Source organism: Streptomyces bambusae (genome assembly GCF_019400985.1).
GTDB lineage: Bacteria > Actinomycetota > Actinomycetes > Streptomycetales > Streptomycetaceae > Streptomyces > Streptomyces bambusae_A.
The window spans coordinates 1-12,843 of sequence record NZ_WTFF01000214.1; the positions used below are offsets into that span (position 1 = coordinate 1).

The 12,843-nt window shown below is 74.3% G+C and carries 10 protein-coding genes, 1 tRNA gene and 1 pseudogene; 3 read left to right on the plus strand and 9 right to left on the minus strand.

The genetic code is table 11. The features are described from left to right. Positions 1–239: 239 nt before the first annotated feature. The 6 genes from GPJ59_RS25060 to GPJ59_RS25085 form a co-directional block, all read right to left on the minus strand. Positions 240–1,298: an ALF repeat-containing protein gene (locus GPJ59_RS25060; protein WP_219669957.1), complete on the minus strand. Its 1,059-nt coding sequence runs from the start codon at positions 1,296–1,298 to the stop codon at positions 240–242. A 99-nt stretch (positions 1,299–1,397) separates the two neighbouring features. Beyond that, positions 1,398–3,008: a bifunctional phosphatase PAP2/diacylglycerol kinase family protein gene (locus GPJ59_RS25065; protein ID WP_219669958.1), complete on the minus strand. Its 1,611-nt coding sequence runs from the start codon at positions 3,006–3,008 to the stop codon at positions 1,398–1,400. Positions 3,009–3,269: 261 nt separating this feature from the next. Next, positions 3,270–4,535 (minus strand): thioester domain-containing protein, encoded by a 1,266-nt coding sequence (locus GPJ59_RS25070; protein ID WP_219669959.1) that lies wholly within the window; start codon positions 4,533–4,535, stop codon positions 3,270–3,272. A gap of 323 nt (positions 4,536–4,858) precedes the next feature. Beyond that, on the minus strand, positions 4,859–5,260 hold the full coding sequence (locus GPJ59_RS25075) for a single-stranded DNA-binding protein (protein WP_219669960.1): 402 nt from the start codon (positions 5,258–5,260) through the stop codon (positions 4,859–4,861). A 106-nt stretch (positions 5,261–5,366) separates the two neighbouring features. Next, positions 5,367–7,223, minus strand: coding sequence for a GTPase (locus GPJ59_RS25080; RefSeq protein ID WP_219669961.1), 1,857 nt, complete (start codon positions 7,221–7,223; stop codon positions 5,367–5,369). Positions 7,224–7,227: 4 nt separating this feature from the next. After that, on the minus strand, positions 7,228–8,841 hold the full coding sequence (locus tag GPJ59_RS25085; RefSeq protein ID WP_219669962.1) for a dynamin family protein: 1,614 nt from the start codon (positions 8,839–8,841) through the stop codon (positions 7,228–7,230). A 343-nt stretch (positions 8,842–9,184) separates the two neighbouring features. On the opposite strand from GPJ59_RS25085, the gene GPJ59_RS25090 reads away from it, so the two are divergent. Together GPJ59_RS25090 and GPJ59_RS25095 are read left to right on the plus strand one after the other, a co-directional pair. Continuing rightward, positions 9,185–9,257: transfer RNA gene (locus GPJ59_RS25090), tRNA-Arg, on the plus strand. Between the two features lie 186 nt (positions 9,258–9,443). Next, positions 9,444–10,085 (plus strand): HAD family hydrolase, encoded by a 642-nt coding sequence (locus GPJ59_RS25095; RefSeq protein WP_219669963.1) that lies wholly within the window; start codon positions 9,444–9,446, stop codon positions 10,083–10,085. Positions 10,086–10,105: 20 nt separating this feature from the next. Here GPJ59_RS25095 and GPJ59_RS25100 read toward each other — a convergent pair whose 3' ends face one another. The 3 genes and pseudogenes from GPJ59_RS25100 to GPJ59_RS25110 all read right to left on the minus strand — a co-directional run. Continuing rightward, positions 10,106–10,921, minus strand: a complete 816-nt coding sequence (locus GPJ59_RS25100; protein WP_219669964.1) for an alpha/beta fold hydrolase — start codon at positions 10,919–10,921, stop codon at positions 10,106–10,108. Positions 10,922–11,082: 161 nt separating this feature from the next. Then, complete coding sequence (locus GPJ59_RS25105) at positions 11,083–11,571, minus strand: phospholipase (RefSeq protein ID WP_219669965.1); 489 nt, start codon at positions 11,569–11,571, stop codon at positions 11,083–11,085. Positions 11,572–11,718: 147 nt separating this feature from the next. Next, positions 11,719–11,865, minus strand: a pseudogene (locus GPJ59_RS25110) (alpha/beta fold hydrolase); the annotation flags it as partial. 242 nt (positions 11,866–12,107) lie between these two features. On the opposite strand from GPJ59_RS25110, the gene GPJ59_RS25115 reads away from it, so the two are divergent. Beyond that, positions 12,108–12,812 (plus strand): 4'-phosphopantetheinyl transferase family protein, encoded by a 705-nt coding sequence (locus tag GPJ59_RS25115; RefSeq protein WP_219669966.1) that lies wholly within the window; start codon positions 12,108–12,110, stop codon positions 12,810–12,812. The last annotated feature ends 31 nt before the right edge of the window (positions 12,813–12,843 follow it).

A 12,843-nucleotide genomic window follows, 5' to 3' on the forward strand; every position in this document is an offset into this window, starting at 1 on the left:
TGCTCGCCACTCTGTCTACGTTCTGCTCTCATACAGCTGTCGACCACCGCACGTCAGACGCGTAAGTTCGTCGGCAGCGTCAGATGTGTATGATAGACAGGCCGGGGTGCCGGGGCGCCGGGGCGCCGCCGGAGGCGGTGCCCCGGAGGCGGTGCCCCGGAGGCGGTGCCCCGGAGGCGGTGCCCCGGAGGCGGTGCCCCGGAGGCGGTGCCCCGGTGGTGGTACCGGGCGGGGGCGGGTCAGGCCTCGGAGTTCGCGCGGCGGCGGCGGGCGGCGATCATCAGGGCGGCGCCGGCGGCCAGGGCGGTGCCGGAGGCGGCCGCGGCCCAGGCGGTCTCGTCGCCGGCACCGGTGGCGGCAAGGGTGCGACCGCCGTTCGCGGTCGTGTTGACATTGCCCGTGCTCGTGCTCGTGCTGCTGCCGTTGCCCGTGGCGACCGTCTGCTGGGCGTTCGTGCTGCCGGTCTGGCCGGTGCCGGTGGTGCCCTTGTTGCCCTGGGCGTTCTTGGCGGCCTCCTCCTCGGCCTTCTTGTCCAGCGCCCGGGCCTCGTGCTGGCCGACCTGGAGGAACTTCACCCGGTCCTCGGGCGTGCCGTTGAGGGCGGCGAGGCCCTTCTCCTTCACCACGGGGCCGCCGGTGCTCATGAGCTGCGCGATCAGGACCCGGTTGTCCTGGTCACGGGCCTCGTGCTGGCCGGTCTCCAGGAACTTGGCCCGGTCCTCGGGGGTGCCCTTCAGGGCGGCGCGCCCCTTCTCCTTCAGGATCGGCCCGGCCTTGTCGATGATCTGGGCGATCAGCACCCGGTTGTCCTCGTCGCGCAGCTGGTGCTGGGTGACCTCCAGGAAACGGGTCGCGTCGGCCAGGGTGTGCTTCGAGTGGAAGAAGTCGTCGATCCCCTGGCGCAGCTTCGGACCCGCGTTGTCGTACAGCCGGGCGATCTCGATACGGGCGTCGTCGAGGCGGATCACGGGGACCTCGACCTCCAGGAACCTGCGCATGTCGGCGGCGGTGCCGTTCAGCGCCTTGTTCGCCGCCTGGCGCATGTACTCGGTGCACTTCGGCTCGGCGAGGATCTTCTGGATGGCGGCCCGGTCCTCCTCGGCCTGCTTGGCCGGGTCCACGGGCGTGTCCGCGGGCTTGTCGGCCGGCTTGGCGGGCGTACGGTCACCCACGGCCTGGTCCGGGGCGGTCGCGGGCGGCGCGGCCGGGGTCTCGGCGGCGAAGGCCGGGGAAGCGAACAGGACGGCCGGAGCAAGGGCGGCGGCGGTGACGGCCGCGCGGATCCGGGACGACTTCAAGGCAGCACCCTCTTTTTTCATCTTTGATCAACGATTCCGGGGTCACTGTATAGAGGTGCGCCGGGGCCTCGGCGAACCGGTTGATCCGGAATTGTTCATTCAGCGCGGGCGGTAGACGGTGAGGGCCTCCGGCAGCCCCTCCAGGACGCAGGACGCGGGCGCGACGGCGTACTCGCCGTCGTAGGCGAGCGGGGTCCCGGGCGGGATCCCGGCGATCCGCAGGCTGCGCAGCCGGGTGGCGGTGTGGACGGGCGACCGGGTCAGCGGACCCGCGAGGGCGGCGGCCAGCAGCCGCGGCCCGGGGCGGCCACCGCCGTGGACGAGGCGTACGTCGAGCAGTCCCTCGCCGAGGGTGAGCCGGCGCCGCGGCGTCGCGCCGGAGCCGTGGTACACGCCGTTGCCTGCGAAGAGCAGCCACACCGAGCGCGGCCGGCCGGCGAGCCGCAGCCCGACGGGCCGCCGGGACCGCAGCACCCGTACGGCGGCCAGCAGCGCGGCGGCCCCGCCGCCGATCTGCGGGGCCCACTCCAGGCGGTAGCGCAGGAGCTCGGGGTAGGCGCCGATGCTGAAGGTGTTCAGGAAGTACCCCGCCCGCCCGTCCTCCCCTCCCCCCCCCCCTCCCCCCTCGGCCGGGCCCGGGGTGAACCGGCCTACCCCCACCCGCACGGCATGCCCCGCCGCGACCGCGCGGCACGTGTCCTCGGGGCCCGTGAGCCCGAGGTCGAGGGCGAAGTGGTTGAGGGTGCCGCCGGGCAGCACCGCGAGCGGGATGCCCGCCCGCAGCGCCGCGGTGGCGCCCGCGTTCACCGTGCCGTCCCCGCCGTACACACCGAGGACGGTCGCCCGGCCCGCGGCCTCCTCCAGCACCGCGCCCAGCTTCCAACTCGGGCACCGGACCAGCTCGGCCCGGGGCAGCGCCGCGCGTACGGCCGCCAGCCCGGCCGGGGCCGCCGTACCCGCCCCGTTGTTCACGACGACGACCAGGCCGGCGCCGTCCGGCAGCGCGGGCGCCCCGGCCGCCGGCCGCTCGTGGCCGGGTACCGCCCGCGTCTCCTCCACGTCCCGCGCGAGCCGTCGCACAGTGGCCCCGGCGGCCACCCCCAGCGCCGCCCCGGCCAGCACGTCGGTCGGGTAGTGCACCCCGGTGTACACGCGGGAGAAGGCGACGGCGACGGCCACCGGCGCCACGACCGCGCCCCAGCCCGGGTGTTCCAGCGCGAGCCCGGCCGCGAAGGCGAAGGCGGAGGCCGAGTGCCCGGAGGGGAAGGACGTGGTCGTCGGCTGGGTGGCCAGCTGCCGCACCGCGGGGACCCCTTCCAGCAGCGGGCGGGGCCTGCGCACCGACCACTTGCCGACGGTGTTGATGGTCGCCGAGGCCAGCGCCAGCGAGGCCACCCCGCGGGCCGCGGCCCGCCGCGCGGAGGCGGATCCGAACACGGCCAGCACGGCGGCCGTGCCGCCCCACAGCACCCCGTGGTTCGCGGCCCGCCCCAGTCGGGGCAGTACCCGGTCGGCCCCGGGCCAGTGCCGCCGCGCCACCGCGTCGAACAACGCCCGGTCCCACCGGCCGACCGCACCCCACCAGGTCAGCGGGTGCGCGTGGGTCTTCACCCCCGTCGCCGTCACCCGCGCAGCCCTCGTCCCCGTCCCCCTCCCCGTCGTCGTACTCGTCCCCGTCGTCCCCGGCGTCGTCCCCGTCCAGATCGGCATTTCGAGCGCCTACCCTGCGGACCGGCGCCTTATTGCGGGCCCGACCATGAACCACCTCCTGAGCACACGGATCATCCATCCGCCGGATCGGGCGAGGAACTCCCCGACCGGCCCGCCGCTCGACCGAGGCCCTCCCCGACCGGCCCGCCCATCGGCCGAGCAACTCCCAACCGGCCCGCCGATCAGCCGAGGACCTCCCCAACCTGCCCGCCGGATCGGTCGACGACCGGCGGCCGGCGGCCGGCAACGGCGGGCGGCGGGCTAACCGGTCGGGTCGTCCTCCCCGTCCAGCGGGCGCTTGCGCACCAGCAGGACCACCATCCCGCCCAGGACCACCAGGCCCACCGCCAGCGCGGCGATCACCGGGGTGGCCGCCGAGCTGCCGCTGGCGGCCAGCCGGTCGTCGGCAGCGTCGGGCGAGGTCGTGCCGGTGCCCCCTGCTGCTGCCGGCGGCACGGCCGGCACGCCCGCGCCGCCCTGAGCCGCGTGGCCGCCCTGGCCGTGGCCCTGGGCCTGGGACTGCACCGCCAGGGCCTGCGGCCAGACCGCGGCCGCGGTGGCCGAGGCCGCCGACTCGCTGGAGCCGGCCACGATCTGCGCCTGGGTCCACTCCCCGCTGGTGAACACCCGCCCCACCGGGACCCGGGTGGAGCCCTGGACGGTCACGGAGGCCACCCCGTCCGGCGTGCCGGCCGGGACCTCGAACCACAGCCGACTGCCGTGTCCGGCGGCGGTCACCGGCTGGCCCTGCGCGTCCACCACGCGTACGCCCATGGCCTGGGCGGCCGCGTCGGGGGTGACGGTCACGCTCTGCGCGCCCGTCCGCACGGTGACCGGCCCGAGCCGGCTGCCGACCGGCCCGGTGACCTGGGCCGGGTCCAGGCTCAGCGAGGCAGGCGGCTCCGCCATCCGCCCGGCCTCCTTCTGGAGGTAGTCGGCCAGCTTCTCCGCCGCCGGGTCGGCCGCCTCCACCTGCGCCCCGTCGGCCAGCCGCCAGATGGCCACCTGCGTCCCGGCCGCCTTGGCCAGTCCGGCCAGGTCGTTGAGCTGGGGGTAGGAGTGCTCCAGGACCCACCGGATCCGGCCCGCCTCGCCGTTCCCGCCGAGCGGGCTGCCGCTCCACGCCGTCTCCGTGTAGCGGGCCTGGGGCTGGGCGAAGCCGGCCACGCCGACCCCGTACGTCTGGAGCATCCCGCCGCCGTCGACCCGCATCTCGTAGAGCCCGGCCGGGATGTGCCGCACCGCTCCGTCCTTGGTGCGCAGCACCGCCTGCCCGTACGTCTTCAGCCCGTCCAGCACGGCGGTCGCACCCTCCGGCGCACGGCGCGCGGCCCCGTCCCCCTCCGCGGCGGCGGCCGGGGACCCGGGTGCGGCGGCGAGGGCGGCGGCGAGCAGCGCCACCGCGAAGGGCCGCCGCGCGGCGGCCCGCGCCCCACCACCACCGGTGCCACCACCGCCGGTGCCACTACCGCCGGTGCCACCACTGCCGGTGCCGCCACCGCCGACCGCCCCCGCGAGCTCCGGCACGGATCCGGATGCAGATCCCGGTACGGACTTCGATACGGACTTCGATACGGATCCCGATACGGATTCCGATGCCGGTCCGGACGTAGGTCCGGACGTAGGTCCGGAAGCGGATCCGGAAGCGGATCTGGAAGCCCGCCAGGAGGCAGGCCGGGACTCGGCTGCGGCAGGTTCCGCACGGTGTGCGGACGTGGCGGATTCAGCAGGAACAGCAGTGGATTCGGCAGGAACAGAAGAAGCGGGAACGGCAATCGACACAGTCTTCCCCTTCGGGCCACAGCCCCAGATGCCCGTGGATACCGGGGAATCCTATAGGCCTCGAACACCTAGACCACCGCCGCCTTCTGAGCTTCCATCAGCGGCGCGTCGACCTTGATCACCCGACGGAAGGCAGCGGTACCACGGCTGAGGTCGTGTCCGGCGGCCAGCGCGTCGATCTCGGCCGACACCCACCGCTGTCCCTCCCCCTGCTCCTCGCGGACCCTCAGCCGGCCGTGCAGCACCAGCGGCTCGCCCACGGACACCGAGGCCGCCAGATTGGCGGCCAGCGACCGCCGCGCCCACACCGTGTAGAAGCTCGTGGCCCCGTCCGACCAGGCCTCCTTCTGGCGGTCGTAGAACCTCGGCCGCACGGCGAAGCGGAATCTCGCCGACGGCCCGTACGGTGTCTCCCGGTAGTCGATCTGCGTCGCCACATGACCCACCAGCGTCACCACGGTCTCGTTCATCTCCGGCCCCCTCCTCGTCGTGCCAGGCCCCGCTGCCGGACCCCGTCGCCCGGCGCGTGGAATCCAGATTGCGCCCGACCTGCCCCACCTCGCCCAGCCCTGTGGATTACCGACGGGTTGTGGACAACTTCGTCCCCCGCACGGGTCCCGTTCCCACGACGCTCACGTACTGCTCCCGGACCTCCTGGTACCGCAGCAGCTCCGCCGCCACCGGCTCCAGCACCCGCGCCCGCCCGCAGCCGGCCGCCGCCTGCCGCAGCCGCTGCTCGGCGTCCTGTCCGTACCTCCGCGCCGGGCCGCGCGCGGCCATCGAGCAGGCCCACTCCACCAGCGGCCCGCCGACGATGCCCGCCGCCATCAGCAGTACCGGCGGCAGCAGGCGGGGTTCCAGCACTCCGACGATCTGCCCGACCAGCCACAGCCCGCCGCAGATCTGAAGCAGCGTCATGGATGCCTGCGTCAGGACCGCCACGGGCCACCACGCGGGCCGTGGCGGCTTGCCGGCCGGCACACCCGCCGTCACCGCCAGCTCGTCCAGCTCCTCCGGCAGCCGTACCGCCCCGCGCGCGGCGGTCTCGCGTACGGCCTGGGCCCACGGTTCGGGCAGGCCGGCGGCCGCCTCGTCGGCGACGGAGCGCACCGCCTGCTCCACCCGCTGCCGCGCCGTCACCTCCTGTTCGGCCGGCGGCTCCGGCTCGGCGCCGAACGTCCGTCCGCCGATCGCGGCCAGCGCCGCCAGCCCGCCCAGCCGCTGCGGGGCGCGCCGGGTCTCGTACCAGCGCCACAGCCGCAGCCACGGCGTGCCGCACGCCTTGTTGGCGTTGCGCCGCCAGGCACGTTCCGCGGCGAGCCCGGCCGCGTACGCCCCGACCGCCTCGGCGAGCCGGTCCTCGAAGTCCGCCCGGGCCGCCTCCCCGATCTCCGGGCGCCCGTCCGCCACGTACAGCGGTCGCAGCCGGGCCGCCGCGCGGTCGACGTCGGCGGAGATGCGCCGGGTGGCGGCGCCGCGCTCCTGGGTGAACTGGCCGAGGAGTTCGCGCAGTTCCCCGACCCCCTCGCCGGTCAGCGCGGACAGCCCGAGCACGGTCGCGCCCGGCTCGCCGTGCTCGCCCAGCGCCATGCCGTCCTCGTCGAGCAGCCGGCGCAGGTCGTCCAGGACCTGGTCGGCGGCGTCGCCCGGCAGCCGGTCCACCTGGTTCAGGACGACGAAGGTGACCTCGGCATGGCCGGCGAGGGGGCGCAGGTAGCGCTCGTGGAGCACGGCGTCGGCGTACTTCTCCGGGTCCACCACCCAGACCACCGCGTCGACCAGCGCGAGCACCCGGTCCACGTGCGCGCGGTGCTCGCCGACCGCGGAGTCCAGGTCCGGCAGGTCCACGAGAACCAGCCCTTGGAGCGCCCCGGCCGCCTCGCCCGTCTCGCGCGGGCGCCGACGCAGCCGGCCGGGGATCTCCAGCCGGTCGAGCAGGCCGGCGGCGCCGTCCGTCCAGCTGCACGCGATGGGCGCGGCGGTGGTGGGCCGACGTAGTCCGGTCTCCGAGATCTGCACTCCGGCGAGTGAATTGAAGAGTGTGGACTTGCCGCTTCCGGTGGCACCCGCGACCGCCACGACGGTGTGGTGCGGGGACAGCCCGCGGCGCGCCGCCGCCTCGTCCAGCACCCGCCCCGCCTCGGCGAGGGTCCTGCCGTCGAGCCGGGTCCGGGACAGGCCGACCAGGTGGCGCAGTGCCTCCAGGCGGGTGCGCAGGGCCTGGTTCTCCGGGCTGGCCGGCGGCGCGGGTGCCTTGCCGCCGTCGCTGCCGCTTCCGCTTCCGCTGCCGTTGCCGGAGACGGCCCGGACGAGCGCCTCGTCGGATTCGGAGCCGAGGCCGTCCTCCAGGGCTCCGTCGTCGCCGTCCCGTCGGGAGCGTGCGATGAGCCCGTCGTCCCAGCGGTCGTCGGTGCGATCGGCCAGTGCGGTCACCGCGTCACCTCTCCTTCTGCAGTACGGACAACGCGGCGATCAGCTCGGCCTGGGGTTCCGGGGTCACTTCGAGCCCGTCGAGCGGGGCGAGGCGGCGGTCGCGTTCGGCGCGCAGCACCTGGTCGAGGTGCTCGCCGACGAGCTCGCCGCCGCGGTCGCGCAGCCGCAGGGCGCCGTGTGCGCCGATCCGCTCGGCGAGCTTCTCGCCCGCCGGCCGGGCCCGCTTGCCGCCGAGCAGCGCCGTCACCAGCAGTGCGGCCACCCCGTCGGGGTCGGGTGCGGGCTGTCCGGCGAGCTGGGCGACCTCTTCCTCGGCCAGTTCCTCCAGCACGCGCCGCCAGTGCCGTACGGCCATCCCGATCCGTTCGCCGGCCTCCCGGTCGGGCGCGGGAACGGGGACCGCGCCGGCCGCGGGCTCCTTGCGCCAGGCCTCGGCGATGCGCTCGTCGGCGGCGGCGACGGCGCACTGGATGAGCGCGGAGAGGCTTTCGGCGAGGGAGTCGAGCAGTTCGTCGGCGGAGGTGTCGAGGGGGTAGCCGCGCCAGCGGGTGAGCGCGTCCCCGGCGAGCACGGCGCCCGCGTCCAGCCGGGCCCGTACCCGCTTGCCCTCCCTCCTGTACGCGTCCTCGACGGCGGAGGTCAGCCGTACGGCGGCGGCGTGCTGGGCGGCCACGGCGGAGGCGAGCTCGGGCATCCGGCGGCGGAGGGAGTCGAGCACGCCGAACGCCGTCCGGCCCACCACCTGCTGCCGGGCGGCCGGGTCCTGGGCGTGGTGCAGCAGCCAGGCGGCGAGCGGGGCGACCGCGCTGGCGGGCAGCAGCCCGCCGCCGCCGGCCGACTCGGGCAGCTCGGGGATCGTGAAGCGCGGTACGTCGCCCAGCCCGGCCCGGGTCAGGAGCGCGCCGTACTGCCGGGAGACGTCGGTGAGCACCTGGTGCGGCACGCGGTCGAGGACGATGACGAGGGTGGCCTTGTACTCCTTGGCGGTGCGCAGGAGGTGCCAGGGCACGGCGTCGGCGTAGCGGGAGGCGGTGGTGACCATGACCCACACGTCGGCGGCGCAGATCAACTCGGCGGCGAGGGTGCGGTTCTCGACGACGAGGGAGTCGATGTCGGGCGCGTCGAGCAGGGCGAGGCCGCGCGGCAGGCTGCTGACGGTCTCGATGCGCAGTTCGCGCGCGGCGCCGTCGCGCGCCGCCTTGGCGGACGTACGCCGGCCGGAGGCGCCGAGCTCCTCCTCCTCGTCGGCGGGGAGCCAGACCCGCAGGAGGTCGGGGAGCACGCGCATGCCGGCGAACCAGTGGTGGTCGTCCGGATGGCAGACCAGTACGGGCGTACGGGTGGTGGGCCGCAGCACCCCGGCCTCGCTGACCTGCCGGCCGACGAGGGAGTTGACGAGGGTGGACTTCCCGGCTCCGGTGGAGCCGCCGATGACGGCGAGCATGGGCGCCTCGGGCGACTTGAGGCGGGGTACGAGGTAGTCGTCGAGCTGGGCGAGCAGCTCCGCCCTGGTCTGACGGGCGCGTGGCGCACCGGGCAGGGGCAGCGGCAGACGCACGGAGGCGACCCGGTCGCGCAGGGCGGACAGGGCATCGAGCAGCTGAGGCCGAACATCCAAGGTCACCACATGCGAAGAATGCCCAATTTGTGACCTTTTTTGAAGCTTATACGCCCTCTGCGCGCCGACGGCGACTCCAGACGACTCCAGCAGGACATCCGGGACACAAGGGGTGAGGCGGGCGCAGGCATAACGACTGCACAACACCCGGGGCGCCGCGGCGCAAAAGCGGTGCGAGAATCGCACCTGCCTGCGATTATCGGGACCGCTTCACTGAACCTCCACATCGTGGCACGCGAGTGAAGCAACCGGGACAAGGCGACCGGAGCCCTATCCTTGACCCGGCACGGCCCGAAGTCCCACCCCCACCACGGGGCTCCAGACCACACACGGTCACCTTCCGGCCCCCGTAGCTCAGTGGATAGAGCAGGCGCCTTCTAAGCGCTTGGCCGCAGGTTCGAGTCCTGCCGGGGGCGCTCTTCGCACCACAGCCCTCCCCGGACCACGGCGGAGGGCTTTTTCGCAGGTCAGGGCACATTAGCGCGGGGGCGGTAGTGGCGGCGTAAGGGCTGGTGTCGCCGGCCCCGGACAGCCTGGCCCCTTGGGGTGAGAACGGCCGGAATCGACCCCTTCGCGCGGGCCGGGCACCGTAGGCTGGCCGGGTGATCCGTACCGTGGTGCTGGACGTGGGCGAGACCCTCACCCGCGACGACCGCTACTGGGCGTCCTGGGCCGACTGGCTCGGCGTATCCCGGCACACCCTCTCCGCACTCGTCGGCGCGGTCGTGGTCGACGGCCGGGACAACGCGGACGCAATCCGGCTTCTCCGGCCCGGCGTCGACATCTTCGCCGAGTACGCGGCCCGGGCTGCGGCCGGCGCCGGGGAGCAGCTCGACGAGACCGACCTGTACGAGGACGTCCGGCCCGCGCTGGCAGCGCTCCAGGCGGCCGGGGCTCGCGTCCTCATCGCCGGGAACCAGAGCCGCCTCATGGGTGACCTGCTGCGTGCCCTGTCCCTGCCGGCGGACCTTGTGGTGACGTCCGGCGAATGGGGCGTGGCCAAGCCGGACCCGCTGTTCTTCGCCCGAGTGCTGGAGGTGTCCGGCGCCGGGCCGGACGAGACGCTGTACGTGGGTGACCATCCCGCCAACGACATCGTCCCGGCCCGGGCGGCCGGCCTCCGGACCGCGCATCTGCGTCGGGGACCGTGGGGGTTCTGGTGGGCCGACGACCCGGATGTCCGCGCGATGGCCGACTGGTCGATCAACTCACTGCACGACCTGCTCGACATCGTCAAGGCGTAGACAGAAGCCTTGTGCGCGTGTCAGGGCAGGTGTGACAGCAGTAGCTCGGTGAGGCGTTCCGGTGCGCGGAGCGGCAGGTAGTGGTCGGCGTTCGGGATCGTCTCGCCGTGGGCGCCGGGGATGTCGGTGACCAGTCGTTCGGCGATCACCGCGATCTCCGGGTGGTCGTGGTCGCCGTGGACGACCAGCGTCGGCGCGGCGATGTCTGCGAGGTGTGGTTCGGCATCGCGGCCCGGGGAGACGACGCAGTGCTGTTCGCTCACGATCCGCCGCTCGGCGTTCGCGGCGACCATCGTCTCGATGAGCTCTCCTCCGGGAGCCGTACGGCCCATGGATGCCCAGACCGACAGTTCCAACTCGGCCAGGGTGGCCGTCTCGTGCGCGCGCCGGGCCGCGGCATAGGCAGTCAACTCGGGGCTGTCCGGCCAGGCGTGACCGCTGACCGAGGCGCCGACCAGGGCCAGCGCGGCGACGCGCTCCGGGTGGGCGAGGGTGAAGTCGAGCGCGGTCTCCCCGCCCATGCTCAACCCGACCAGCGCGGCTCGGCGAAGGCCGAAGTGGTCGAGGACGGCGCGTAGATCCTCGACGTCGCTGAACGGCTTGTCCGGAGGTGTGGAGCGGCCCAGCCCGCGGGCGTCGTAGCGGATCACGTCGTGGTGGCGGGTCAGCTCGGGAGCGATGGCGTCCCACAGGCGGGAGTCCATGCCGGCGCCGTGCAGGAGCACGACCGGGCTTCCGGTGCCGTTGCGCTCGGCCCAGAGCCGACCGCCGTCGGGGGTGGGTATGCGGACCTCGCGCGGAGGCCTGTCGGATCGTTCGTGGGAGTCGGCTGTCACGTTGTGATCATTTCAGAGCGCTCAGCCAGGAGGCCGTGTGCGAAGTGGATGCGTGGCGCGGCGCGGTGGCGGGGGCTGGACGATCCCCTGCTGGTTCGGGGAGGCCGATTCGGCCTCCGGCGGGGATCGTCGGCCCCGGCCGCCGCGCCGCGCGGGGTGGGTCAGGCTGCCGGGGCGTCCTCGGGGCTGACGCCCAGGGCGCGGACCGCCTGGTAGTAGGTCCAGGCCGTGGCGTCGCAGGAGGTCTTCTTCGCGCCGGTGTACTGGGCGCAGACGCGCTTGAGGTCCGCGTAGAACGCGTCGTCCAGGCGCGGCTTGTTGGCGGTGAACGTGCCGGCCGCCTTGTAGTTGCGGTAGCCGAAGTCGTGGCGGGCGCAGGCCGTCTGGAAGGGGAACCCGAAGGGGTTGTCCGGGGACTTGCTGCAGTAGTCCGTGGACCAGTCGAAGTTGTAGGCGGCCCACCGGGTCTGGTTCGCTCGGGCCGCCAGCCAGGCGTTGTAGCTGGTGGAGCTGGTCTGGGTCCAGCTGCTCAGCACCAGCGGCTTGTCGGCGGGAACGGCGGCCGCCGCGGGGGTCGCGAGCACCATGACCCCGCCCAGGGCAGCGGCGGCGACGGCGGGCGCCAGGACGGGGCTGAAACGTCGTCTCATCACGTACCTCCGTGAGTCGGATACGGGAACTCACGGGGGAAGGTAGGGGTGCCGTCTTTATTCCGGCTATACGCGCGGACAACTACCAACACGTGTGGGTGATACAGATGTTGACGGAACGTCGGAACATCGGGACGGCGTGCGGCGTTACGACGACGACAGGGCCGTCGCCGTCGCGCGGGCGAAGGCCTCGGGGTTGTCCAGCATGATGCTGTGACCGCAGTCGGGGATCGCGACGACCGACACGCCCGCCGCTTGGAGCGCTTCGGCGCCGACGAACGGGGCGTCGGCGGCCGACAGGTCCTGCACCCCGCGTGTGCACGGCAGTTCGACCCAGTGGATCCGGTCGCCCTCGGGGGTGACGGCGGCACTGCGCACGCCCTGCCCCTTCTTGTCCCGGTACGACCGCATTCGCCGGCGAGCCGGTCGGACTCCCGGTTGGACTCCCGGTCGGGCTCCTGATCGGATTCTGGTCAGGTCACGTCGGGTTCTGATCGTTCCGTGATCGTTCCGGTGCAACGTACTACGCTCGGTGGGTGATCGCGTACGTGAGCCGACTGGACGGCACCGCACCCGGGTTCGACGCGTTGGCGGACCGGCAGGGCCCCTCCGTGTGGTCGTTGGACACCACCTTGGACGTGGTCGGCGGCCTGCGGGTCGCCGATGCCGCAGCCACGCTGGACGCCGCCGAGCGCGAACGGGCGGGGCGGCTGCTGCGGCCCGGTGACCGGCACCGCTACCTCGCCTCGCACCTCGGGCTGCGGGTGCTGCTGGGCGGCGTACTCGGGGTGGCGCCGGAGGAGGTCGAGCTGGTCCGGGAGGACTGCCGGTGCTGCGGCGAGCCGCACGGCCGGCCGGCCGTGGCCGGGGACGGGGTGCAGTTCTCGCTCTCGCACAGCGGGGACATCGCCTACCTCGCCGTCGCGGACGAACCGGTCGGCGTCGACGTGGAGAAGGTGCCGTCCCCGGCCGCCGTGGCCGACGTCCTGCCCACCCTGCACCCGGCGGAGACGGCCGAGCTGCGGGCCCTGGCCGACGCCGGCCGCCCGCCGGCCCTGGCCCGGCTGGGGGCGCGCAAGGAGGCGTACCTCAAGGCCACCGGAGCGGGCCTCGCCTTCGGCGTCGACGAGCCGTACGTCGGCTCCGCCCCGGCCCCCGCCCCGCTGCCCGGCTGGAGCCTGGCCGACCTCCCCGCCCCGGCCGGGTACGCGGCGGCCGTCGCGGTCCGCGAGCGGGACTGACCCCGGCGGGCGCGGCGGCGCGGGACACCGC